This window comes from Undibacterium sp. GW821-FHT11B02 (genome assembly GCF_058808955.1).
This window is the reverse complement of the sequence record NZ_JBXASD010000002.1, coordinates 467101-492363: the sequence shown is the minus strand read 5'-3', so window position 1 is coordinate 492363 and position 25263 is coordinate 467101. Positions and strand designations below refer to the sequence as shown.

The window sequence follows — 25263 nt, the reverse complement described above, 5'->3', positions numbered from 1 at the left end:
GAAGTTCAATTACGGTATTGTGTTTCAGCTGTGTTGGCTTTGTTGACGTTTTCTATCCCGGTTGACATAAAACCAGGCAGCTGCCGTCATGGCTGCAAGCAAGAACCAAACTACAGCATATACCAAATGGTTGTTATGGAATTGAATCACCGTTAAGCCTGCGACGGGGTATATGGCAGTGTCGTCATTTTGCGGCGCACCAGGTTGGTCGTTCACTGTTTTGATGGTCGCATCTGCATCGATAAAAAAGGGGGCTACCTTTGTTAAGCCAACCGCTGCTGCAATCGCCTGCACATCGCGCGAATACCAGCGATCGTTGGCAGGGTCATTTTTCTGCAGGAAACCTCCACCAGGCTCGGTCATGCGTAATAGTCCACTGACATGAATAGTGCTGATGCCTGGTGATTCAGTGAGATTTTTTTGGGATGATGTTCGATTAGATCGATAAGATGCGGCCATTTTTTCCGGGATAAAACCGCGATTAACCAGGACCGTACTTTGATCTGCCATCGCTAGCGGTGTCAGTAGCCAGAAGCCGCGCCCCAATTCTGTAGAGGCTTGCACCAGGGTCGTTTTCTCATACAGAAAGTTGCCGGCAACTTGTACATGACGATACTCGTCAGCACTTGCGTTGATGTGCGCCCATTCAGAGAAGGTGGGGACAGGAACCGGATTGGCGTGAACCCGTTGTTCAACACGTGCTATCAAATCCAGTTTCCATTGCAGGCGTTGAATTTGCCAGATGCCAAGTGAAATGAAACCTGCAAAAATAGCCCCCATGCAAGCGGTGAAGGCTAATCTGAAAAAGGCGGAATGGCGGGTATGGCGCTTGGGTTGATCTACTTTTAGCATCAGATCAGCACCTTTACCTGCCAGCCCTTGTTCAGAATCACTCATTGCATAGACGGCATAGGCTTCATACTGTCGGGGGCGCTACCTGATGCAGGCGTTGTTGCTGGTGCCAATTGCAATGCGGGCTTGGATAAGGGTTTGGATATGGCATTGATCGATTCCGGTTTTGTCTCGGCTTCATGCATCATGCCGGGCATCATATTGTGATTCAAGTGGTACATTACCCAAAGTGATCCGCTCATCATGATAAATACCAGCATGCCGGTGAACAGTAATGCCAACATCGACCAGCCGCCCTCTGATTTGGTATTCATGTGCAGGAAATACACCATGTGTACCACAATCTGCACTGCTGCAAACGCCAACAGCACCAATCCTGTCGTACTCGATTTGTCAAAGACTTTTCCCATGACGAGCCAGAATGGGATTGCTGTCAAAATCACAGCCAGGATAAATCCCTTGGTATAGCTTTTCAGGCTGCCATGGCCGGCATGCATGTGTCCATGTTCATGGTGGTCATCGTGATGATTGCCGTGACCATGGGTGCTGTGTTCTTGGTGCGCGCTCATGGCAAGACTCCCATCAAATAAACAAAGGTAAATACGCCGATCCAGACTACATCAAGAAAGTGCCAGAACATAGACAGGCACATCAGTCGTCTGCCATTCTCTGGTGTAAGTCCATGGCGGACGATCTGGAGCATCAGTGTAACGAGCCAGATACTACCGAAGGTAACGTGCAAGCCATGTGTGCCGACCAGGGCAAAGAACGATGTCAGGAAGCCGCTACGTTGTGGGCCTGCACCTTCATGTATCAAGTGTACAAATTCATACAGTTCCAGGCTGATAAAGCCGGCACCCAGCAAGCCGGTAACAGCAAGCCAGACCAAGGTGGTTTTAACACGCTTGCCTTGCATTTCCAGCATGGCAAAGCCATACGTGATCGAAGATAACAACAGCAGGGACGTATTGACGGCAACCAGAGGCAGGTCAAACAATTCTGCGCCTGTAGGTCCGCTGGCGTAGTTGCGGCCAAGTACGGCATAGGTCGCAAACAGGCAGGCGAAGATCAGGCAATCGCTCATCAGGTAGATCCAGAAACCGAGCAATGTGCCGTTTTCTGGATGATGTTCTTTAACGTAAAAATCGCTGCTGGCGTGCATGCCTGCGTGTGAAGTTGCACTGGTATTCAAGTTCGTGCCCTCGTTTGGAAAAGTTGCAGTATTAGACATAGCTGGCACCTGACAAGCGGGTACGTTCGTCTTCAGTGCGGATGACATCGACAGCAGGGATGTAGTAGTCGCGCTTGTAATTAAAGGTATGGATAATGATCGCGGCCATCATGGCAACAAAGCCCAGGCCCGCCAGCAACCACATTTGCCAGATCAGGGCAAAACCGCACACCGCACTCAGCAAGGCAATGATGAAGCCAGCGCCAGTATTTTTCGGCATATGTATCGCCACGAAACCGTCTTTTGGACGAGCATATTGATTGCTCTTCATGTCAGCCCATGCATCGTTGTCATAGACTTTTGGTGTGAAGGCAAAGTTGTATGCTGGTGGAGGTGAGGATGTTGACCATTCAAGCGTACGACCACCCCAAGGATCACCAGTAACATCACGCAGAGACTCACGACGCTTATAGCTGACAAATAACTGGATGATGAACGAGGCAATACCCAAAGCAATCAGGAATGCGCCGAAAGCAGCGACCTGGAACCAGATTTGCAGGGATGGATCTTCGAAATGACTCAAGCGTCTTGTTACACCCATCAGGCCCAATACATACAAAGGCATGAACGCAAAGTAGAAACCGATAGTCCAGAACCAGAAGCAGCATTTTCCCCAGAAATCATCCAGTTTGTAGCCAAACGCTTTTGGGAACCAGTAGTTAATGCCAGCAAACATACCAAACAGCACGCCACCGATAATGACGTTATGGAAGTGAGCAATCAGGAACAAGCTATTGTGCAAAACGAAATCGGCAGGTGGTACCGCCAACAGCACACCTGTCATGCCGCCGATGACGAAAGTGATCATGAAGCCTATGGTCCACAACATGGGCAATTCAAAGCGGATGCGGCCACGGTACATCGTGAACAGCCAGTTAAATATCTTCGCGCCTGTCGGAATGGAAATAATCATGGTCGTGATGCCAAAGAACGAATTGACACTCGCGCCAGATCCCATGGTGAAGAAGTGATGCAGCCATACCAGGTAGGACAAAATTGTGATCACCACAGTCGCGTAGACCATGGAGGTATAGCCAAACAGACGCTTGCTGCAGAATGTCGATACGATTTCAGAAAAAATGCCAAACGCAGGCAACACTAAAATATAGACTTCAGGGTGACCCCAGATCCAGATCAGGTTCACGTACATCATGGCGTTTCCGCCCAGATCGTTGGTGAAGAAATTGGTGCCTACCATGCGATCTAGCGACAACATGCCCAACACTGCAGTCAGGACAGGGAAGGCCGCAACGATCAATACGTTGGTGCAAAGCGCAGTCCAGGTAAATACGGGCATCTTCATCATGGTCATGCCAGGCGCACGCATTTTGATGATGGTTGCAATCAGATTTATCCCTGAGAGTAAAGTGCCGACCCCGGCGATCTGCAGTGACCAGATATAGTAGTCCACGCCCACATCCGGGCTGGACATAATGCCAGACAGCGGTGGATAGGCCAGCCAGCCAGTTCGGGCAAATTCGCCTATGAACAGCGACACCATCACCAGACCACCACCAAACGCAGTCATCCAGAAGCTAAAATTATTCAGGAAAGGAAACGCCACATCGCGCGCACCGATCTGTAGCGGTACCACGTAGTTCATCAAACCAGTCACCAAGGGCATCGCCACAAAAAAAATCATGATCACGCCATGTGCCGTAAAAATCTGGTCATAGTGGTGAGGTGGCAAGAAGCCGGCAGAATCACCAAACGCCAAAGCTTGTTGCAGGCGCATCATGATGGCGTCTGCAAATCCGCGCAGCAGCATCACCAAAGCAAAAATTACGTACATGATGCCGATTCGTTTGTGATCGATGCTGGTAAACCAGTCACGCCACAACATACCCCAAACGCGGAAATACGTCAGTGCCGCAAGAACTGCGAAACCACCAATGCCTACGACAACAAATGTCGCCAGCAGGATAGGTTCATGAAAGGGAATCGCATCCCAGGAGAGCCGGCCGAAGATGAGCTTCGTCAAATCAATATGGTCTTGCATCATTTGGTTCCGATGATAAGAGGAGAAGCTTTGCAAATGTCGGCTTCGGTATCGAAGGACAAACGTAAAGCGTTATCTTGTTTCAGGCGTTGAGTGAAAATATTGGCGAAAGCTGTTTTCGCATTCGATGCGGCGTAGGCCTTTGCATTTGCTCTTGCATCACTCATCATCATTTTGTCCATACATACTTCACCAGCACCGACACAACGATTCAAGATCGCATGGTACAAGTCTGCGTCGACGCTGGCGTAGTGTCGTACCGGGTCACGCTGGCTTGGTTTTTCTAATGCCTGATAAGTTACACGGTCCAGTGTCTGCGCTTTTGTTTTGGCGGCTTGTACCCACAAATCAAAATTTTGAGCGCTCATCCCATGAAACTTAAAGTGCATGTCAGAGAAACCTGCGCCGCTATAGTTTGCTGAAAAACCATCGAATTCACCTGGCTTGTTGATAACGGCATTGAGTGTTGTCTCCATTCCAGGCATGGCATAAATTTGACCAGCCAGTGCAGGAATAAAGAAGGAATTCATGACAGTGGATGCGGTAATCTTGAAGCGGACAGGTACGTCAACTGGTGCTGCGACTTCATTTACCGTAGCGATACCAAGATCGGGGTAGATGAAAAGCCATTTCCAGTCCAGGGCTACAACTTCTACGTTCAAGACCTTGGTATCAGCGGGAATAGGGCGGTTTTCATCCAGGCGCGACAACTTACGATAGGGGTCCAAAGTATGCGTGCTGATCCAGGTGATCAGACCCAGAGCGATGATAATCAGCAGCGGGGCACCCCAGATCACTAATTCCAGTTGAGTTGAATGATCCCAATCCGGTTCGTACTTTGCTGAAGTGTTATTTTTTCTGTAACGCCAGGCAAAGAGGATGGTAAGAAAGATCACTGGCACGATGATCAGCAACATCAGCAGCGTAGATACCCAGATCAAATGGCTTTGTTGAGAGGCAATATCGCCAGATGGATTCATTACTACCGTGTTGCAACCCGCCAACAAAATTGCAGAAAAAACAGCAAATCCGCGTCGTGCAAATAAGGGAATCATATTGAGATAGGTCAATAAATATAGAAATTTGTGCTAATGTACCTTTACAAAAAGGCCTTGGCGATTGGACGTTTTGTCCTAGTTTGCAAATAAGCATCAAAAAAGAAGATCGCACGAGAACCTAATATAATTTTTGAGACAATTTGAGGGACCATCATGGCCAGCATCAGCACCAATGAGAATGAACTGCCCCCCAGCTATATGACAGATTCTGCAATCAGGAATGTCAGAAACACTAATTCTGATCATTCTTCGATTGCTCCCGGCGAAATTGCAATTGGCGTCGTCATCGGCAGAGCGTCGGAATACTTTGATTTCTTTGTCTATGCGCTTGCCTCGGTGCTGGTTTTTCCTCAGGTTTTCTTTCCATTTGAGCAACGACTCGAAGGTACTCTCTACGCGTTCGTGATCTTCTCATTTGCTTTCCTGGCTCGTCCGTTTGGCACGGTGACGTTTATGGAAATCCAACGGCGACTGGGACGCGAAGCCAAGCTCACCATTGCCCTGGTGTTGCTGGGTGTATCTACCGCAGGCATTGCTTTTCTTCCTACCTATTCACATCTGGGCGCAACATCTATTGTGTTACTTTCCGTGTTGCGTATTGGGCAGGGTGTTGCGCTCGGTGGCTCATGGGATGGTTTGCCTTCCTTGCTTGCTTTAAATGCGCCGGAAAATAAGCGCGGATGGTATTCGATGTTAGGGCAATTGGGTGCGCCGGTAGGCTTCATGATCGCTGCGGGTTTGTTTGCGTACATGGTAGCCAATTTGTCGACAGAAGACTTCCTGGAATGGGGGTGGCGTTATCCGTTTTATGTCGCGTTCGCGATCAACGTGGTCGCTTTATTTGCCCGCTTGAGGTTGGTTTCAACCAACGAATATAAGCATTTGCTGGATGAGCGCGAACTGGAACCAACCAATGTCGTCGAGATGATCCGTTCACAAGGCCGCAACTTGCTCATTGGCGCACTGGCAGCTTTGGCAAGCTACGCATTGTTTCATCTTGTCACGGTGTTCCCATTATCGTGGATCACGATTTACTCCAAGCGTTCGCTGAGCGGCTTTTTGGAGGTGCAGATGACTGGTGCCGTATTGATGATCTTGGGTATTATTATTTCTGGTCTTGTTGCCGATCGTATTGGCCGTCGCAGAATGTTATTTGTGCTGGCATCGATGATTGCTGTGCTGAGTGGATTCGTACCAGCCCTGTTAGGTGGTAGTGAACTTGGACAGGATATCTTTATTCTGTTGGGTTTCAGCATATTGGGCTTGTCTTATGGGCAGGCATCGGGCGCTGTGACCTCTAATTTTGCTCCCAAATACCGTTATACCGGCGCTGCTTTGACATCTGATCTGGCATGGCTGGTCGGGGCAGGTTTTGCTCCGCTAGTAGCGCTGGGACTGTCTTCACACTTTGGGCTGGAATATGTCAGTCTGTACCTGCTGTCTGGCGCAGCGTGTTCGATAGCAGCGCTCAGCTTGAATCGTGCTTTGGAGATCAGAAACTAGTCGACGAGATTGGGGCAGACGTTGGATGCTTGTCCGACGCCTGCCAGTCAGAGAAATCGGTGATATCAAGAAGTGTTTGCTTCTTGATGTCACCGATTTTTATTTTCGGGCTTTGCCAAAAAGATATGTCCGCACACCCGGGATCAAGGTAAAGTTATTGAAACGGTGTAAGCTTCCTCAAAGTTTAAAGGTAGTTCAATGCATTTTAAAACCAGAATCAAAATTTGCGGTTTAACCCGGGCAGAAGACGTGCGATTTGTCGTGGCGGCTGGCGCTGACGCCTTGGGGTTCGTGTTTTATCCACCCAGCCCACGCTTTGTCACGGCTGAAGCAGCTGGGGCGCTGTTGCGGGAAATTCCACCATTCGTGATGTCGGTCGGCCTGTTCGTTAATATTGATGAGGCAGGCTTGCAAGCGGTCATACGGCAAGCGCCTGTGCAGTTACTGCAATTTCATGGCGATGAAACCCATGAGCAATGTGCCAGCCTCGCGGCCAGTGTGAATCGTCCTTTTATTCGTGCTTATCGCGTCAAACCTGACACAAGTGCAAAGGATTTGCTAGAATGTGAGCAGTCTTATCGTAAGGCTAGTCCTTTATTCAGTGGTTTATTGCTTGATACCCATGTTGATGGGTATGGCGGTAGTGGAAAGGTTTTTGATTGGTCTCTCATTCCAAAAGAGCTCGCGCCTCGGGTCGTTTTAAGTGGTGGCTTGAGCGTACAGAACGCGACTGGCGCAGTTAGTCAGGTTCGCCCGTTTGCGGTCGACATCAGCAGTGGTGTGGAAGCAGCAAAGGGTATCAAGGATGAAGCCAGCGTACGTGCATTTATAGCTGCAGTGCGCCTGGCAGACAATCAGGAATAACGATGTTACTTCGGGTATATCCCCGGAACATCGTTTTCAAGCCAGTATGAAGGAACGAAAATGAAAGAACTCCAGCCTTTGGATGCTCAGTTCGAGCACCAACCTATCGCCAATCAGGCAATTTATCAGTCAGCCGGCTACCATTTACCCGATGCACGTGGTCATTTTGGCCAGTTTGGTGGCACTTTTGTGTCCGAAACCCTGACCCATGCGCTGACAGAGCTCAAAGAAGCCTATGCCAAATATCAGCATGATCCTGAGTTTTTAGCTGAGTTTCGCAATGAATTGAAGTATTTTGTCGGTCGTCCATCACCTGTGTACCATGCCAAGCGCTGGTCTGATTTGATGGGTGGTGCACAAATCTATTTCAAGCGTGAAGACTTGAATCATACTGGTGCCCACAAGATCAATAATGTCATCGGCCAGGCTTTGCTGGCCAAGCGCATGGGTAAGCCGCGTGTCATCGCTGAGACGGGGGCCGGTCAGCATGGTGTGGCGACTGCTACTATCTGCGCCCGTTTCGGTCTGGAATGCGTGGTCTACATGGGTTCGGAAGACGTCAAGCGTCAGGCGCAAAACGTGTATCGCATGAAGTTGCTGGGTGCAACCGTGGTGCCGGTGGAATCCGGTTCCAAAACCCTGAAAGATGCGCTGAATGAAGCCATGCGGGATTGGGTTGCGAATGTGGATAATACTTTTTACATCATAGGTACAGTGGCTGGCCCACATCCTTACCCCATGATGGTCAGGGATTTTCAGTCTGTCATCGGTGAAGAATGCTTGTGGCAGATGCCTGAGCAAACCGGACGTCAGCCAGATTATGTGGTGGCTTGCGTTGGCGGTGGCTCAAATGCGATGGGTATTTTTTACCCGTACATTGATCACAAACAAGTGAAGCTCATCGGTGTGGAAGCTGCAGGAGAGGGACTGGAAAGTGGCAAGCATTCTGCTTCGCTGACCGCAGGTTCACCTGGTGTCTTGCATGGCAACCGCACCTATTTGCTGCAGGATGAAAATGGTCAGGTCATCGAAACCCATTCTGTTTCGGCCGGCCTCGATTACCCTGGTGTGGGGCCAGAACATGCCTGGTTGAAAGAAAGTGGTCGTGCACAATATGTGACCATTACCGATGATGAGGCACTTAAGGCTTTTCATGATTGCTGTCGTATTGAAGGCATCATCCCGGCGCTGGAATCCAGCCATGCCCTGGCGTATGCAGCCAAGCTGGCAGCGACTTTGTCCAAGGACAAAATTGTCCTGGCAAATCTTTCTGGCCGTGGTGACAAGGACATGCATACTGTGGCCGAGCGTGCCGGGCTGAAGTTCTAATCCACCATTGCAGTCAACACAGACATACAGGCAGAGATGCCTGTATGTTTTCCCTATCAAGAATTGAGATTGATGTCAGCATGCTATGCAGATGAGGCATCAAATAGAGGACCGACAACATGTCAAGAATTCAAAACACCATGGCTGCTTTGGCAGCCAGCAATAAAAAAGGTTTAATCCCTTTCATTACCGCTGGTGATCCTGCACCGGATTTGACTGTGCCTTTGATGCATGCCCTGGTTGAAGGTGGGGCCGACATTATCGAGCTGGGCGTACCGTTTTCTGACCCTATGGCGGATGGCCCTGTCATTCAGCGTGCTTCTGAAAGAGCGCTGCAATTTGGAGTTGGCTTGCGGGATGTATTACAATTCGTCCGCGAATTCCGGCAAAGTAATCAAAAGACACCGGTTGTACTGATGGGGTATGCCAATCCCATAGAGCGTATGGGTGAAGATACATTCATTGCCAAGGCCGCCGAAGTTGGGGTGGATGGCGTGTTGGTAGTGGATTATCCGCCGGAAGAATGTGAAGAATTTGCAAGAAAAATGCAGCAACAGGGTATGGATACCATTTTCTTGCTGGCACCGACATCGACTGATGAGCGTATTGCGCAAGTTGGCAAAATTGCCAGTGGTTATGTGTATTATGTGTCTCTGAAGGGGGTTACAGGCTCTGGCGCATTGGATCTGGATGCGGTTGCCGCCATGATTCCGCGTATCAAGAAGCATGTTACTGTGCCGGTGGGCGTGGGCTTTGGCATACGTGACGGGGCCACGGCCAGAGCCATTTCCACGGTATCAGATGCAGTGGTGATAGGCTCGCGCATCATCCAGGAACTGGAAAATACCCCGCGTGAAAATGCTGTTGCGGCAGTGAAAAGCTTTATTTCTGGTGTCAGACAGGCTTTGGACGAGTAAAATACGCGCCTGACTGGTTCTTTTACCAGAATGAACCTGATGCTGGGTTGTTAAAAAGACAGCCTGGCGGACATAAGGAGAAAACATGAGTTGGTTAGAAAAACTGTTGCCACCGCGCATACAACGCTCGGAATCTGCAAATCGCAAATCGATTCCTGAAGGTTTGTGGGTCAAATGCCCGTCTTGCGAAGCGGTGCTCTACCGTTCTGATCTGGAAGCCAATATCCATGTTTGCCCCAAGTGTAGCCATCATCTGCGCATAGGTGCACGTGAACGTCTGGATGCCTTGCTGGATGCAGGTGGTCGTTATGAAATCGGTCAGGAAGTCTTGCCTATCGATACACTGAAGTTCAAAGACAGCAAGAAATACCCGGATCGTCTGAAAGACGCGCTGGAAACCACGGGTGAAACGGATGCCATGGTTGTCATGGGCGGTTCCATCATGGCGGTGCCTGTCGTTGCAGCCTGTTTTGAATTTGAGTTCATGGGCGGTTCCATGGGTTCTGTGGTGGGTGAGCGTTTTGTCCGTGGTGCCCAGGCAGCGCTGGAGCAGAAAGTGCCTTTCCTATGCTTCACTGCAACGGGTGGCGCACGTATGCAAGAGGGCTTGCTTTCCCTGATGCAGATGGCAAAAACCACGGCCATGCTGACCAAATTGTCAGAAAAGAAATTACCTTTCATCTCGGTACTGACCGACCCTACTATGGGTGGCGTGTCTGCTTCTTTTGCCTTCCTGGGTGACGTGGTGATTGCTGAGCCCAAGGCTCTGATCGGTTTTGCCGGTCCACGCGTGATTGAAAACACTGTGCGTGAAAAATTGCCGGAAGGCTTTCAGCGTTCCGAATTTTTGCTGCAAAAAGGCGCGATAGATATGATTGTCGATCGTCGCAAGATGCGTGAAGAGATTGCGCGTTTGCTGGCTTTGTTGCAAAACCAGCCCGCTGAAGCAGTTTCCTCCTGATTTATATTGAATATCCAATAAGCCCGAAGCAATTTTTGTTCGGGCTTTTTTTATCCTATGACAAACTTACCTGCCACCTTGGCTGCCTGGTTGGCCGTACTTGAAACTCGCCATTCCAAAGAAATCGATATGGGTCTGGACCGCGTTGCTGCGGTCAAAAACAAGCTGGGAATTCATTACGATTGCCCCGTCATCATGGTTGCAGGTACGAATGGCAAAGGCTCTACCTGCGCTATGCTGGAAGCAGTGTTGATGCAGGCTGGTTACCGCGTGGGTTTGTACAGCAAGCCACATTTCCTGGATTTTAATGAACGCGCACGCATCAATGGCGAAATGGTCAAGGATGATGTTTTCATCACCACCTTCAACGCGGTTGAAGAAGCGCGTGGCGATATTTCACTGACGTATTTTGAATTTACCACTTTGGCAATCTGCAAATTGCTGGCCGATGCCAAACTCGATGTGGTGATCCTCGAAGTCGGTCTGGGCGGTCGCCTGGATGCTGTCAATGTCATCGATGCTGATGTGTCCATCGTTACCAGTATCGATATCGATCATATTGATTATCTGGGTGATACCCGCGAAAAAATCGGTTTTGAAAAAGCCGGTATCTTCCGTCCTGGTAAGGCAGCTATTTGTGGTGACCCTTTGCCGCCACAGTCGCTGATTGATCATGCGCAAGCCATAGGCGCTGATTTGTGGCTGTTTGGCCGTGATTTCAACTACAACGGTGACCAGCAGCAATGGAATTTTGCCGGACGCAGCCAGCGCCGTAATTCACTCGGCTACCCCAGTCTGCGCGGTGCCAACCAGCTCTTGAATGCATCTGCCGTACTGGCTGCCTTGGAGGTATTGAAGCTTGAGTTACCGGTCGGCGCGCAGGAAGTGCGTACCGGTCTGGTGATGGTGGATTTGCCTGGTCGTTTCCAGGTTATGCCGGGCCGCCCGACAGTGGTGCTGGATGTGGCGCATAATCCGCATGCGGCGGCGACGCTGGCACAAAATCTGGACAATATGGGTTTTCATGCCTATACCTATGCTGTATTCGGCTCCATGCTGGATAAGGATATTGACGGTGTAATTGCAAAATTGAAAGATAAAGTGGATCACTGGTGCATCACCACCTTGCCTTTGCCGCGAGCGGCCCCAGTTGATGTATTGAAAGACAAGTTGATTGCTGCAGGAGTATTGGCTGATCCTGAAAAAACGGTCACCAGTTTTGATACGCCAGAGCAGGCATATGCGGACGCCATCAGTAAAGCAGGCGAAAATGATAGAATAGTGGTCTTTGGATCCTTCCTGACGGTAGCAGGTGTGATGCGCGCCCGTCGTTCAGCGCTCCATTGATGTTTTTTGCGGGCTGGTCTGGATATTCCTGACCGGTTTGCTAACCAACCAGAAATTTGCACATGGGTTTGCTCTCGCGTTTTACACAGAAGCAGGAAACTTCCGAACCTCAGGATAGTGGCGAATTCCGCTCTCGCGCCGAAGAAGAGAGCATTCAGACACGTTCGCGCACTAAAAAGAATGAGTCCAAGCGCAAGACAAAGACAGATGACCCTATCCTGCCAGAAAAAAAGCGCGCAAGACAGCGCCTGATAGGGGCGGTTGCTCTGGCATTGGCAGCCATCATTGGTTTGCCTATGATTCTAGATTCTGACCCTAAACCGCTGGCTGACGATGTAAATATCCGTATTCCTTCAAAAGACAAAGCTTTTGATGGCAATGCAGCGGCATCATCTGAAGTGGTAACACCGAGGTCCAAGAATCTTGCCGTCAATGAGCCAGTAGAAGAAATTATTGAACCTGCACCTTTGCCCAAGAACAAAACAGCGAACAATTTAAACAATGCCAATCCGGCAGCAAATATCCTGGTGCCCCCTCCGGCTGCTGCGATGAAACCGGCCAAGCCAGAACTGAAACCTGAAGTAAAGCCAGAACTTAAAGCTGATAACAAACCTGCTGCCAAAACAGAAACAAAACCTGAGCCAAAAACTGAGGTTAAATCTGTCACCGCTACGACAAAACCTGCGGAAAAAGAGCAGACAGTTGCAAAAGCTGAAGTGAAAACAGAAGCCAAGCCAGTCAAGCCTGAAACTAAGCCAGATAGCAAGCCAGTCGTTGCCAAACCAGGTGGCGCTGACGATGACGCCGCACGTGCTCTCGCCATCCTGGAGGGAAAGACACCGCCCAAGCCAACAGTCAGTAAGCCGGCAGAAGCTGCAGCCAAGTCATCGTTTACTGTGCAAGCAGGTGCGTTCTCTACCCAGGCCAAGGTGGATGAATTGCAAGCCAGACTGAAAGCCGCTGATATCAAGTCCTATACGCAAAAGATAGTGACTACCAATGGTGAAGTGACAAGAATACGGGTAGGTCCTTTTGCTTCGAAAGAAGAGGCAGATAAAATGCGTGCCAAATTGAGCAAGCTGGGCATCAATGCCAGCATACCAACGAACTAGGCCGGATGTGCAATGACCCTGTTTGATTATGTCGTGATACTGGTGCTGGTTTGTTCTGTTGTCATTAGTACTCTGCGCGGATTGATCAAGGAAATTTTATCGCTGGTGAGCTGGGTGGTCGCTTTTGTCGTGGCGAATGCCTTCAGTGAAACGCTGGCTGGCTGGTTGCCAGATGCCGTGCCAGGACAGATATTGCGCCTGATTGTGGCTTTCATTGCCCTGTTCATCGGTGTGCGACTGATTATGGCGCTGATCATCATGGCGTTTGATGCCGTGATCAAGGCTAGTGGTTTGACGCTGGCAGATCGCGGCCTCGGTGGATTGTTTGGCTTGGCACGCGGATGTGTGCTGGTGTTGGCGGCAGTACTGGTATGCGGAATGACATCCATTCCCAAGCAGCCATTTTGGACCGGGGCTGTGCTCAGCCCGATAGCAGAAGCGTCTGCTCGTGCCATTCTTCCGCTATTGCCCGAATCTATATCCGGGCACGTAAAGTTTTAATTGTTTTTTTTAGGAGTCCACCATGTGTGGCATCGTAGGCGTATTCTCAAATAATCCCGTCAACCAATTGATTTATGACGCCTTGCTGTTGCTGCAGCATCGCGGTCAGGATGCTGCAGGTATCGCAACCAATCATGGCAATAAATTCGCCATGCATAAAGCCAACGGTCTGGTGCGTGACGTTTTCCGTACGCGCAATATGCGGTCTCTGCCGGGTAACGTTGGTATCGGCCAGGTGCGTTATCCTACTGCTGGCTCCACCAGTGAAGAAGAAGCGCAACCGTTTTATGTGAATGCACCGTTTGGTATTGTACTGGCGCACAATGGCAATCTGACCAATGCCGTAGAGCTGAAGATCGAGTTGTTCAAGAATGACCGTCGTCATTTGAATACTGATTCTGACTCTGAAGTCTTGCTGAATATCCTGGCGCATCAGATTCAGGAGGTGACCAGCGGTTATTCGCTGGACCCTGAAGGTTTGTTCCGTGCCGTCTCCATGCTGCACAGGCGCGTGCGTGGCTCTTATGCAGTAGTTGCACAAATCTCTGGCTATGGCTTGCTGGCTTTCCGTGATCCTTTTGGTATCCGTCCTCTGTGTATTGGTGTTTCGCAAACCGACAGTGGTGCTGAATACATGATCGCCAGCGAATCTGTTGCCCTCGAAGGTCTGGGCTTCAAGTTCCTGCGTGACGTTGAGCCGGGCGAGGCCCTGTTTATCGACATGGATGGCAAATTGCACACTCAGCAATGTGCTGATAACCCTAGCCTGAATCCTTGCGCATTTGAATATGTTTATCTGGCTCGTCCTGATTCCATCATCGATGGCGCATCGGTTTACCTGACACGTTTGAAAATGGGTGAATACCTGGCGGAGAAAGTGCGTAACCAGTTCCGTGATGGCGAAATTGATGTGGTCATGCCTATCCCTGATTCTTCCCGTCCTTCAGCGATGGAGCTGGCACTAAAACTGAATCTTGATTATCGCGAAGGCTTTATCAAAAACCGTTACATCGGCCGTACTTTCATGATGCCTGGTCAGGCCGTACGCCGTAAATCGGTACGTCAGAAACTGAATGCCATCGGTTCCGAATTCAAGGGCAAGAGCGTGTTGCTGGTCGATGATTCCATCGTCCGTGGAACAACCAGTCGCGAGATTGTGCAAATGGCGCGTGAATCTGGTGCCAAGCGCGTGATTTTTGCTTCAGCAGCGCCGCCAGTGCAATTTCCTAATGTGTATGGTATCGATATGCCTACCCGCAGTGAATTGATTGCCTATGGTCGCAGCGAAGAAGAAGTCTGCCGTGAAATCACTGCTGATGCCCTGGTGTATCAGGATGTTGCTGCCATGAAGCGTTCCATCTCTGATGTGAACCCAGTGCTGAAAAATATCGAAGCATCCTGTTTTGATGGTTTCTACATCACTGGTGATGTGACAGCCGGTTATCTGGACAAGCTAGAAGCCGCACGCAATAACCCGCGTGCAGAACCTGAAGATTTGTTGCGTTCACAGTTGAATCTGAACCTGGCTACTACCGACTAAGGTCGTACTTAAGCCAAAAAAACCTGCCCGTTTGCAAACGGGCAGGTTTTTTTACGTCTGGATTTTTGCTTGATGGTTGGGGGGGGGCTGTGCCGACACGCCACAGTTTTGTTTCATGCTTGCTGAAAAAGCATTGAATGAATTACCATTGCTGAAACAATTTTTTTCCTACTTCAAGGACATCTGCCATGACCACACCTTTGCTGGACGTGCGTAACCTGAGTAAGACATTTGGTACGCGCAAGGTTGTTGATGATATTTCTTTTTCCATTGCACGTGGCCAGACCCTGGGTTTGCTTGGCCCTAATGGTGCAGGAAAATCGACAACTGTCAGCATGATTTGTGGTTTGTTGCAACCGGAACAGGGTAGTGTGCTGCTTGATGGACAAGCCATGGGGCCGGGTAAGAATGCTGTCAAATACAAGATAGGTCTGGTGCCACAGGATCTGGCCTTGTACGAAGACTTGCCAGCAAGAGAAAATCTGAAGCTGTTTGGTGCGCTATATGATCTGTCGGGCAGCAAGTTGCAGCAGCGTTGTGATGCCGTGCTGGAACTGGTCAATCTTTCTGATCGCGCTGCCGACAAACCATCCACTTTTTCTGGCGGCATGAAAAGGCGTTTGAATATTGCTGCAGCCTTATTGCATGATCCCGAATTGCTAATTTTGGATGAGCCCACCGTCGGTGTTGATCCGCAAAGCCGGAACGCCATCTTTGACAGTCTGGAAGTGCTGAAAAGCCAGGGGCGAACCCTGATTTACACCAGTCACTATATGGAAGAAGTGGAAAGGCTGGCTGACCACATTGTCATTATTGACCATGGCAAACTCATCGCCAATGAAACCCCGGCTGATCTGTATCGGCGTCTGCCAGCCAAAGCGGCTCTGTCTGTGGATTTGATCCGGGAAATGAATGAGACGGATGTGGCAGCTCTCAGTGTTTTGAATGGTGTGAATAGCGTGCAATTGACTGACCAGGGCAAGCGTCTTGATGTAACCATGACAGAGCATGACGTGGCGTTGGCCTTGCTGGACTGGCTTGCCAGGCAGGGTCATAAGACTGCGCATTTTGCTACAGCTAAAACCAATCTGGAAGACGTGTTTTTAACCCTGACTGGCCGCAGTCTGCGTGACTGATAAGCAGCCTTGCCTTGTCGGTAAAAGATTTATTTCAATTCAAATTTCAAATCCAATTTTCAAGCGATTTTCTAAGGAACAAACATGACTGCCTTGCTCGCATTGATCAGGAAAGATCTGATCCTGTTTATGTCTGATCGCCGTGCCTTGTTGCTGAATTTGCTGATGCCCATACTGCTTGGCGCTTTCTTTGGCTTTATCACCGGTGGCGGTGGTTCAAAAGATGCGGCTAAGATAGAAGTGGCATTGGTCGTGCTGGACAATCATCCGATTAGCCAAAAAATAGTGAAAGGTTTGAAGGAGGAATCATCTTTGCTGGTAAAGGAAATGTCGCTGGATGAAGCAAAGGCAATGGTGCTCAAAGGCAAGATCAATGTCGCCATCGTGTTGCCTGAAAAATTTGGAGAAAATGCCGGTGGTGCCTTGTTTGGTGCCAAGACCAGACCAGAAATTCCCGTGTTTTATGATCCATCGCAGAATGCCGTACTTGCCATGGTCAAGGGTATGTTGACGCAGCAAGTCATGCAAAACGTCAGTGCTGAAATGTTCAATGGCAAAACAGGAACTGCCTTCATTGATGACAGTTTGCAGAAATTGGAAAAAAGCAGTCAGGACAATCCGGACAGAGCAGAATTGCATGACTTTCTGGGCAGTCTCAAGAAGTTTCAATCAAGTCAGTTAGGTGTTGCTGTAGCTGCCAAGGATGGTGCTGCGGCCGGTGGTTTAAGTATGCCTTTTGAGACCAAAGATGAAGCCATGATTGCTGGTGACGCCGTTACCAGCAAATACAATGGTTATGCACATTCATTTGCCGGTATGAGCGTACAGTTTATTTTGTTCATGGCAATTGATGCAGGTATAGGTGTTTTGCTGGCAAGGCGGCTGGGTTTGTGGAGTCGCCTGCTGGCTGCACCTGTTGGTCTCAATACGCTGTTGATTGCGCGTGCGCTGTCATGTGCATTGATTGCTTTTTTTCTCATCAGTTTTATTTTTGGTGTGGCCGTCGTTGTGTTCAAGGTGCATATCGCTGGCAGCTTGCCAGGTTTTTTTGGTGTCGCGATTTCATTTTCCCTGATGACAGCCAGCTTTGGTTTGTTGATCGCGGCTTTTGGTAAAACACCAGAAGCCGCACGCGGCATTTCAGTCTTTGCGACCTTGATCATGGTGATGTTAAGTGGTGCCTGGATGCCATCTTTCATGTTTCCGCAATGGTTGCAGAGCCTGACCTTGATCGTGCCAACCCGCTGGGCGGTGGATGGCCTGGATGCCATGACCTGGCGTGGACTGGGTTTTGACGCTGCTTTGCCAGCGATTGGGGTGCAATTGATTTTTACACTGCTATTCGGTTCGCTGGCTTTGTGGCGTTTTCGCAAAGTCTGATTAAATTTAATCAAATATTTGATTGAATTTAATTTTGCAAAAATCAGCTTGAGCCATTGCCTGGAGTTGCCCTGCCAGGCTCTGGGTTTTCACTGTAATTGAGCGATCTCGCTCTGCACGTATCGCATGTTCATTGGCTATCCGGTTTGTGGGGAAATTCTCTGACACATAAATGGTTTGCTTGCAGGTATCGCAAAGTAACGGGGATCGTCCATCTGTTTCAATTCAATACAATAAATGCTTGGTCGTTGCTGGTATTCGGCCTTGCTTGAAAATACAATCTGCCCAGAGTACAAAATTCCTTGTGCCATGGCAGCACGTTATTTTTATATGTTTGAAACTTATGTATCCCAAATTTAAATTAAGTAGTTTAACGCTGGCGATTGCAGGTGTTTTTTCTATTGCACCTTTTGCCTACTCGCAATCAACGCAGCCAGAACCACAAAAAAATACAGAAGAATCCAATCCAAACGCGAAGACCAAAGAAAAGGCCGCGGTAAAAAAAACAGATGCTGCCAATAAGGATAATGTTCAAAAAGTAACCATCAACGGTGGCCGCACCGATCTGGAGGAGCGTCGTCAATCTACCGCTGCCAAGATGATTTTTGGCCGCGAAGAGTTGGATCGCAATGGCGACAGCAATCTGGGTGAAGTCTTGAAAAGATTGCCTGGCGTAACAATTGGTGGCCGGCCAGGACGTGGTGGTGATATTCGTATGCGTGGCATGGGTAACGGGTATACCCAGATACTGATCAATGGTGAACGTGCGCCGCGGGGATTCTCCATGGATAGCCTGACGCCAGACCAGGTAGAACGCATAGAAATCATGCGCGGCCCCGTGGCGGAATACAGTACCCAGGCGATTGCCGGTACCATCAATATTGTGCTGCGTGAAGAATACAAGCAAAAAAATACCGATCTTAAAGTGTCGATGGGATTTGAACAGGGACGGGTTGCACCAAATGTGTCTTTAACTGTGCCGGGTGAAATCGGCAATTTGTCCTATGCCCTGAGTGGCTCGATATTCCAGAATCGTCAACATGACGAAAGCACGACCTTCACTAATGAAAAAGGTGTTGATGGGACAGATGCCTTAATACAAAATCAGGCCGATCAGACTAATCGCAAGACCACAGGCATACATTTGACGCCGCGCTTCAACTATCGTTTTGATAATGGTGATACCTTGATGGTGCAGCCGTTTTTGATGCTCTCACGCAGTGATTCGAGTAATCAGAGTGAAGTGGATCAGTTATATCGTTCACCTACCCTGGTGGCACCAACGCCCTATGCTTTTGCCACTTTTGGCGCGCATGCAGAAACCACGTTCTTGCGTGGCTTTGGTAACTGGCAGCATAAGTTTGATGACAATGCCAAATTGAATATCAAGTTTGGTGGTGGTCTTGGCAAAATGGATAACTCATCGCTGCGCTATCAGTTCGACAAGGCGGGCAATCAGATAGATATCATCAGTGACGTCAACAATACCCGCGACAGCAGCATCAATACCGGTGGTAAATACACCAAGCCTTTTGGTGAAGGGCATACACTGGCAGCCGGTTGGGATCTGGAAGCAGGGCAGCGTTCTCAGACCCGGGTCTCACTGGATAATGGTCTGCCACAGTTTGCTGATTCAGGTGACAACCTGGATGCCAGTACTCGCCGTCTGGCGGTGTTTGCGCAGGATGAATTTGATATCAATCCACAATTTGCTGCATATGCCGGTCTGCGCTGGGAAGGAATCAGGACCAGCAGCACATCATCCAAGGGGGCGGTGGAAAACACCAGCAGTGTCTGGAGTCCCTTGTTGCATGGGGTTTGGCGTATTCCGGATAGCAAGGACCAAATCCGGGCAAGCCTGACCAGCAGTTATCGCGCACCTGCACTGAATGACCTGATTGCCTTGCCCAGTATTTCAAATCTGAACGGACCTACCCGCCCTGACCGTACCGGTAATCCTTCCCTAAAGCCGGAACGGTCAAAAGGCCTGGATATCGCCTATGAGCATTATCTGACACGTGCCGGTATTCTTAGTGCTAATTTTTTCATACGTGATATTAATGATCTGATACGCCGTCGCACTGTACTAACTGATACCAGTACCGGCCAGCGTTGGGTATCATCACCTATCAATATTGGCCATGCCAACACACGTGGCATAGAGTTGGAAGCCAAATTCCAGTTGCAGGAATTCTTCCCTGACGGTCCGGCAATTGATGTGCGCAGCAATTACAGCCATTTCTGGTCAAGAGTTGATGATATTCCAGGGCCAAATAATCGTCTTGATCAGCAACCGTCCCAGACTGCCAATTTTGGTCTTGATTATCGTCCGTCCAAAATACCTCTGACCGTAGGCGGCAACATCAACTGGACACCGGCGTACGTGATACAAAACAGCGATACCCAGGTTACCAGCACCGGCATCAAGCGCCAGATGGATTTGTATGGTTTATGGAAATTCAATCCCAATCTGCAAGTGCGTCTGTCTGCAAATAATCTCCGGGCCAATGATTACCTGAGTGGTACCGTCGTTACCACTGGCGGCATCAACCATGCGGATTACACGACGGCACGCACCTACACCACATGGACATTGCGTGTAGAGATGAAGATATAAAGAAGTAAACGAAAAGAACGAGTGATCGTGCAGTGCAGCACGATCACCATTGCGGGAGTACAATAACCACCGAGACTCGTGTTTGGGTCTGGTTGAGCCTGTTCGCAGGCTTGTCTGCAATGTTTCTCTTTTGTTCATCATGTTATTTTCAGAGCTAAACGCCGATCTGCATAGTCATTCCATCGTTTCCGATGGAGTGTTGGCACCTGCACAACTTGCAGCACGCGCCAAATCCAACGGGGTGGATATGTGGGCCCTGACTGATCATGATGAAGTCGGAGGAATCCCTGAAGCACGTGAAGCAGCGCGTGATCTGGGCATGCTTTATATTCCTGGCGTCGAGATTTCTGTTACCTGGGCCGGTAAGACTATCCATATCGTTGGCCTGAATATTGATGAAACCAATCAGTATCTGGTTGATGGACTAGCAAAAACCCGTTCAGGCCGTGAGAGCCGGGCACGCGACATGGCAGCAGAACTTGCCAGTCGGGCCGGTATTTTGAACGCCTATGAGGGAGCACTGAAATACGTCGGCAACCCCGACCTGATTTCGCGCTCACATTTTGCCCGTTATCTGGTTGAAATAGGTGCATGTGCTACCGTATCGGACGTATTCAAACATTATCTTGCCGAAGGCAAGCCCGGATACGTGCCGCATCGCTGGGCCACATTGGGTGAGGCAGTGGGCTGGATACGCAGCGCCGGTGGTGTGGCAGTCGTTGCCCATCCAGGGCGTTATGACCTGACCCCGCTGGCATTTGATGCTTTCTTTACAGAATTCAAAAACCTTGGTGGTTTGGCAATTGAAACTGTCACTGGTAGTCATACTGTCGATCAGTATGATGAATACACGAAGATTGCTGCGCAATACGGGTTCATGTCTTCGCGCGGGTCGGATTTCCACTCACCACAAGATGCGGAAATCGATATTGGACGCTTGCCCGTCTTGCCAGCAATGGCAAAACCGGTCTGGGAAAAATGGTCGTGACTTGAATTTACCTGGATTGGCCTTATTTGCAGGACATGAATTATGCAGTTTCCTGAGTGAGGTGAGTCATGAAGCGTATTGTGCTGTTTTTACTGACTAATCTGGCGGTAATGGCCGTCATGTCTGTCGTGTTGTCCCTGCTGGGCATCAACCGGTTTTTGACGGCGAATGGCCTGCAACTGACAACGCTGATGGCGTTTTCCCTGGTGGTTGGGTTCACAGGTGCCATTTTTTCCCTTCTGATCAGCAAGCCCATGGCAAAATGGTCTACGGGGGCCAGGGTAATAGACGCACCTTCAAATTCGACTGAACTGTGGTTGCTGAATACTGTCAAAGCTTTATCTGAAAGGGCTGGTATCGGTATGCCGGAAGTAGCGGTATACAATGGCGAAGCAAATGCTTTTGCCACTGGAGCTTTCAAGAACTCTGCTCTGGTTGCCGTTTCCACGGGTTTGCTGGAAGGCATGAGCAAGGAAGAGGTCGAAGCCGTGCTGGGTCATGAAGTCTCGCATATTGCCAACGGTGATATGGTTACCATGACCTTGATACAGGGTGTAGTGAATACCTTTGTCGTTTTCCTCGCCAGAGTGGTAGGCTATGCGATTGACAAGGCGGTATTTCGCAATGGGGATGATGATCGCCCGGGCATCGGTTATGTGGTCACCGTTTTCGTGTGTGAAATCCTGTTTGGTATAGCGGCATCGATGATCGTTGCCTGGTTTTCGCGGCAGCGCGAATTTCGTGCGGATGCCGGTTCAGCCCAGTTGCTGGGTAATCGCCAGCCCATGATTCATGCTTTGGCCAGACTGGGTGGTATGGCCCCGGGCGAATTGCCAAAGTCAATGGCGGCATCTGGTATTAGTGATAAACCGGGCTGGGGTGCATTGTTTTCTACGCATCCACCATTAGAACAGCGTATCGCTGCATTGCAGAGCATGCGCTGATTGATTGAATGAATGTTAGTGGCGGTAGCACAGCTACCGCCTTTCTTATTTTTATGAGCCAATTTTTTCAAATTCACCCAGACAATCCTCAACTGAGGCTGATTAAGCAGGCAGTGCAGATTATCGACAATGGCGGCATCGTGGCCTTGCCTACGGATTCCTGCTACGCATTGGTTTGCCATCTGGATGACAAGGATGCGGTAACGCGTCTGCGCAAGATCCGCAATGTTGATGAAAAACATCATCTGACCTTGTTGTGCCGTGATTTGTCTGAAATCGCCCAATATGCCAAAGTCGACAATCGCCAATACCGTTTGCTGAAGGCAGCGACGCCAGGACCGTATACCTTTATCCTGGAAGCGACCAAGGAAGTGCCGCGCCGCCTCAGCCATCCTTCACGCAAGACCATAGGTTTGCGGGTGCCGGAAAACAGTATTACCCATGCCTTGCTGGAAGAATTAAAACAACCTTTGCTGGGAACGACCCTGATTTTGCCGGATGAAGCAGAACCTTTGACCGATCCCGAGTTGATACGCGAGCGCCTGCAAAAGCTGATTGACCTGGTGATCGATGGCGGTGCCTGCAGTCTGGTACCGACTACCGTGGTCGATATGACGGCAGATTCTCCTGAACTGGTGCGCCAGGGAAGGGGAGATGTGGCCCTGTTTGGTCTGTAATACCTGTTTTTCCTCCCTTTTTGTTTGCCAGTGACATCTTAGAGCTTATTCATGAATGAACTTATACAAACCGTATTGACTTACGCCTTGCCTGTGATTTTTGCCATCACCCTGTATGAGGCTGCGCGTGGATATACGGCACGTCACTTTGGCGATACCACGGCACAGGCGCAAGGGCGCCTGAGTTTCAACCCTATGGTGCACATTGATCCCCTGGGTACCATTGTCATTCCTGTGGTGCTATATCTGGCGACCGGCGGGGCCTTCCTGTTCGGTTATGCCAAGCCCATGCCCATCAATTATGGGCAATTGCGCGACCCCAAGAAAAACCTGAAGTGGATCGCCCTGTCTGGCCCAGCGGCAAACTTTGCCATGGGCTTTGCCTGGTTGTTACTGTTGGTGATTTTGCAGGCCATGAAGGTAGAAGAGCCTTTCTTTTTGCAAATGGCACAGGCCGGTGTGCAGACCAACCTGGCCATGTTTGCCTTTCACCTGATTCCTATTCCACCGCTGGCAGGGGGGCAGATTTTGTTGAGCTTATTGCCGCATCAAATGGCGTATAAATTTGCCAAAGTGGAGCCGTATTGCTTTTTCATTGTGATGGGCCTGGCTTTGCTGCATTTGCTGCAATACTGGATGTTACCCTTGATGGTGGGGGGCAATATCATCTTGCGGATACTGATTACGCCTGTCCTCCTGTTATTGGGTTAAGTGAGCTGGGACTGCATCATGAATCTGCCTTCTGCCTGGTTGCAAAGACATATTGCCTTGTTGCCTGCCGGATTGGTGCTGGATCTGGCTTGCGGCGGTGGCAGGAACAGTCTGTTCCTGCTTGAAAAAAACTATGAGGTACTGGCGCTCGACAGGGATGGTCAAAGTTTCGTCATGCTGGAGACGGCTGGTGCTCGTACCATGCTGCATGATCTGGAAGTGGAAGTTGAACACGATAACTGGCCATTTGTAGAAAACGCTTTTGAGGCCATCGTGGTCTGTAATTACCTGCACAGACCCCTGTTCCCTGCCATACTGGGCAGTCTTGCCCCGGGCGGCGTGTTGATCTATGAAACCTTTGCTGTTGGTAACGAACAGTTTGGCAAACCGTCAAATCGGGCCTTTTTATTACAGCAAGGCGAACTTCTTGAGCAAATCCAGTCTAATCCCCAGGTGGCAATGCATGTGATTGCCTATGAAGAGGGTTATGTTGAACAGCCAAAACCAGCAATGATCCAACGTATTTGTGCCAGAAAAACTGGAAAAACCAAGGGTTTGGACAGGCTTTGAAACATTCTCCTACAAGTTTAAAGGCTTATTCCAGCTATTTGCGCCCAGATTATCAGCGTATCCGCTACAATCAGGGTTTTACTTTTTTCTTGCATTAACATGACAAAGATTCAGGGAAGTCTGGTTGCGATCGTAACCCCCATGCAGGCAGATGGCAGTCTCGATTTGCCTTGTTTGCGCAAATTGATAGACTGGCATATCGCTGAAGGTACAGATGGTATTGTCATTGTCGGGACAACCGGCGAATCACCTACAGTTTCTGTAGCGGAACATTGCGAATTGATACGCGTGACGGTTGAGCATGCGAACAAGCGCATTCCTATCATCGCCGGTTCTGGCGGTAATTCAACTGAAGAAGCCATTACCCTGACCAAATTTGCCAAGGAAGCCGGTGCTGACGCATCCTTGCAGGTTGTGCCTTATTACAATCGTCCTACCCAGGAAGGCATGTATCAGCATTTCAAGAAAATTGCTGAATCGGTAGATATTCCTGTCATTTTGTACAACGTGCCTGGCAGAACGGTTGCCGACATGTCAAATGAAACCATACTGCGTCTGGCGCAGGTTCCTGGCATCATCGGTGTCAAGGATGCAACAGGCAATATCGCCAGGGGTACTGACTTGCTCCGTCTGGCACCAGAGTCTTTTGCCGTTTTCTCGGGTGATGACGCAACTGCCATGGCATTGATGCTGTGTGGTGGCAAGGGGAATATTTCGGTGACTGCCAATGTGGCACCACGCGCCATGCATGAACTGTGTGTAGCTGCCATGGGTGGCAATATCAAAGAAGCGATTGCGATCAATAATCGCATGTTGCCCCTGCATAATAAATTGTTTGTAGAACCTAATCCTCTGCCAGTGAAGTGGGCGATGATTGAAATGGGATTGATCCCTACGGGGATACGCTTGCCGCTGGTTCCCATGGCTGCGCAATATCATGAAACCGTTCGTGCTGCTTTGCGCGAGTCAGGTGTATTACAATGATCTCCCCTGAACAGGCAGGAATCCTGTCAGTTTGCTTCATGC

23 protein-coding genes are annotated in these 25263 nt (G+C 49.6%); 18 read left to right on the top strand and 5 right to left on the bottom strand.

What is annotated here, in order from left to right:
- Nucleotides 1–24: 24 nt before the first annotated feature.
- From AC1RVX_RS05405 to cyoA, 5 genes are all read right to left on the bottom strand, one after another.
- Nucleotides 25–897, bottom strand: coding sequence for an SURF1 family protein (locus tag AC1RVX_RS05405; RefSeq protein WP_493215544.1), 873 nt, complete (start codon nucleotides 895–897; stop codon nucleotides 25–27).
- Nucleotides 894–1421: a cytochrome o ubiquinol oxidase subunit IV gene (cyoD, locus tag AC1RVX_RS05400; protein ID WP_493215543.1), complete on the bottom strand. Its 528-nt coding sequence runs from the start codon at nucleotides 1419–1421 to the stop codon at nucleotides 894–896. The genes AC1RVX_RS05405 and cyoD overlap by 4 nt, the downstream gene beginning before the upstream one ends.
- The gene (gene cyoC / locus AC1RVX_RS05395; RefSeq protein WP_493215703.1) at nucleotides 1418–2014 is read right to left on the bottom strand and encodes a cytochrome o ubiquinol oxidase subunit III; all 597 of its coding nucleotides are present in this window, start codon (nucleotides 2012–2014) and stop codon (nucleotides 1418–1420) included. The genes cyoD and cyoC overlap by 4 nt, the downstream gene beginning before the upstream one ends.
- A 61-nt stretch (nucleotides 2015–2075) precedes the next feature.
- On the bottom strand, nucleotides 2076–4082 hold the full coding sequence (gene cyoB / locus AC1RVX_RS05390) for a cytochrome o ubiquinol oxidase subunit I (protein WP_493215702.1): 2007 nt from the start codon (nucleotides 4080–4082) through the stop codon (nucleotides 2076–2078).
- The gene (gene cyoA, locus AC1RVX_RS05385; RefSeq protein ID WP_493215542.1) at nucleotides 4082–5137 is read right to left on the bottom strand and encodes a ubiquinol oxidase subunit II; all 1056 of its coding nucleotides are present in this window, start codon (nucleotides 5135–5137) and stop codon (nucleotides 4082–4084) included. The genes cyoB and cyoA overlap by 1 nt, the downstream gene beginning before the upstream one ends.
- Before the next feature lie 201 nt (nucleotides 5138–5338).
- Here cyoA and AC1RVX_RS05380 point away from each other — a divergent pair, with 201 nt between their 5' ends.
- The 18 genes from AC1RVX_RS05380 to dapA all read left to right on the top strand — a co-directional run bounded on the left by AC1RVX_RS05380 (nucleotide 5339) and on the right by dapA (nucleotide 25221).
- Complete coding sequence (locus AC1RVX_RS05380; protein ID WP_493215701.1) at nucleotides 5339–6643, top strand: MFS transporter; 1305 nt, start codon at nucleotides 5339–5341, stop codon at nucleotides 6641–6643.
- A gap of 198 nt (nucleotides 6644–6841) precedes the next feature.
- On the top strand, nucleotides 6842–7507 hold the full coding sequence (locus tag AC1RVX_RS05375) for a phosphoribosylanthranilate isomerase (RefSeq protein ID WP_493215541.1): 666 nt from the start codon (nucleotides 6842–6844) through the stop codon (nucleotides 7505–7507).
- 60 nt (nucleotides 7508–7567) lie between these two features.
- Nucleotides 7568–8836 carry a tryptophan synthase subunit beta gene (gene trpB / locus AC1RVX_RS05370; protein ID WP_493215540.1) on the top strand — a complete coding sequence of 423 codons (1269 nt, stop codon included), beginning with the start codon at nucleotides 7568–7570 and terminating at the stop codon, nucleotides 8834–8836.
- Between the two features lie 119 nt (nucleotides 8837–8955).
- A complete protein-coding gene (trpA, locus tag AC1RVX_RS05365; RefSeq protein ID WP_493215539.1) occupies nucleotides 8956–9753 on the top strand; it encodes a tryptophan synthase subunit alpha in 798 nt (265 codons plus the stop codon).
- Between the two features lie 85 nt (nucleotides 9754–9838).
- Entirely contained in the window at nucleotides 9839–10714 is an 876-nt protein-coding gene (gene accD, locus AC1RVX_RS05360; RefSeq protein WP_493215538.1) for an acetyl-CoA carboxylase, carboxyltransferase subunit beta, read from the top strand.
- Between the two features lie 57 nt (nucleotides 10715–10771).
- Nucleotides 10772–12061 carry a bifunctional tetrahydrofolate synthase/dihydrofolate synthase gene (folC, locus tag AC1RVX_RS05355; protein ID WP_493215537.1) on the top strand — a complete coding sequence of 430 codons (1290 nt, stop codon included), beginning with the start codon at nucleotides 10772–10774 and terminating at the stop codon, nucleotides 12059–12061.
- A gap of 62 nt (nucleotides 12062–12123) precedes the next feature.
- The gene (locus AC1RVX_RS05350) at nucleotides 12124–13173 is read left to right on the top strand and encodes an SPOR domain-containing protein (RefSeq protein WP_493215536.1); all 1050 of its coding nucleotides are present in this window, start codon (nucleotides 12124–12126) and stop codon (nucleotides 13171–13173) included.
- 12 nt (nucleotides 13174–13185) lie between these two features.
- Nucleotides 13186–13674, top strand: coding sequence for a CvpA family protein (locus tag AC1RVX_RS05345; RefSeq protein WP_493215535.1), 489 nt, complete (start codon nucleotides 13186–13188; stop codon nucleotides 13672–13674).
- Between the two features lie 22 nt (nucleotides 13675–13696).
- A complete protein-coding gene (purF, locus tag AC1RVX_RS05340) occupies nucleotides 13697–15214 on the top strand; it encodes an amidophosphoribosyltransferase (protein ID WP_493215534.1) in 1518 nt (505 codons plus the stop codon).
- A 188-nt stretch (nucleotides 15215–15402) separates the two neighbouring features.
- Nucleotides 15403–16350, top strand: coding sequence for an ABC transporter ATP-binding protein (locus AC1RVX_RS05335; RefSeq protein WP_493215533.1), 948 nt, complete (start codon nucleotides 15403–15405; stop codon nucleotides 16348–16350).
- An 84-nt stretch (nucleotides 16351–16434) separates the two neighbouring features.
- Nucleotides 16435–17730, top strand: coding sequence for an ABC transporter permease (locus AC1RVX_RS05330; RefSeq protein ID WP_493215532.1), 1296 nt, complete (start codon nucleotides 16435–16437; stop codon nucleotides 17728–17730).
- Nucleotides 17731–18073: 343 nt separating this feature from the next.
- Nucleotides 18074–20347, top strand: coding sequence for a TonB-dependent receptor plug domain-containing protein (locus tag AC1RVX_RS05325; protein WP_493215531.1), 2274 nt, complete (start codon nucleotides 18074–18076; stop codon nucleotides 20345–20347).
- A gap of 139 nt (nucleotides 20348–20486) precedes the next feature.
- Nucleotides 20487–21335: a 3',5'-nucleoside bisphosphate phosphatase gene (locus AC1RVX_RS05320; RefSeq protein WP_493215530.1), complete on the top strand. Its 849-nt coding sequence runs from the start codon at nucleotides 20487–20489 to the stop codon at nucleotides 21333–21335.
- A gap of 68 nt (nucleotides 21336–21403) precedes the next feature.
- Nucleotides 21404–22279, top strand: coding sequence for a protease HtpX (htpX, locus tag AC1RVX_RS05315; protein WP_493215529.1), 876 nt, complete (start codon nucleotides 21404–21406; stop codon nucleotides 22277–22279).
- 53 nt (nucleotides 22280–22332) lie between these two features.
- Nucleotides 22333–22956 carry an L-threonylcarbamoyladenylate synthase gene (locus tag AC1RVX_RS05310; protein ID WP_493215528.1) on the top strand — a complete coding sequence of 208 codons (624 nt, stop codon included), beginning with the start codon at nucleotides 22333–22335 and terminating at the stop codon, nucleotides 22954–22956.
- Nucleotides 22957–23007: 51 nt separating this feature from the next.
- Entirely contained in the window at nucleotides 23008–23667 is a 660-nt protein-coding gene (locus tag AC1RVX_RS05305) for a site-2 protease family protein (RefSeq protein ID WP_493215527.1), read from the top strand.
- 18 nt (nucleotides 23668–23685) lie between these two features.
- Nucleotides 23686–24237: a class I SAM-dependent methyltransferase gene (locus AC1RVX_RS05300; RefSeq protein WP_493215526.1), complete on the top strand. Its 552-nt coding sequence runs from the start codon at nucleotides 23686–23688 to the stop codon at nucleotides 24235–24237.
- A 99-nt stretch (nucleotides 24238–24336) separates the two neighbouring features.
- Nucleotides 24337–25221, top strand: coding sequence for a 4-hydroxy-tetrahydrodipicolinate synthase (dapA, locus tag AC1RVX_RS05295; protein WP_493215525.1), 885 nt, complete (start codon nucleotides 24337–24339; stop codon nucleotides 25219–25221).
- The last annotated feature ends 42 nt before the right edge of the window (nucleotides 25222–25263 follow it).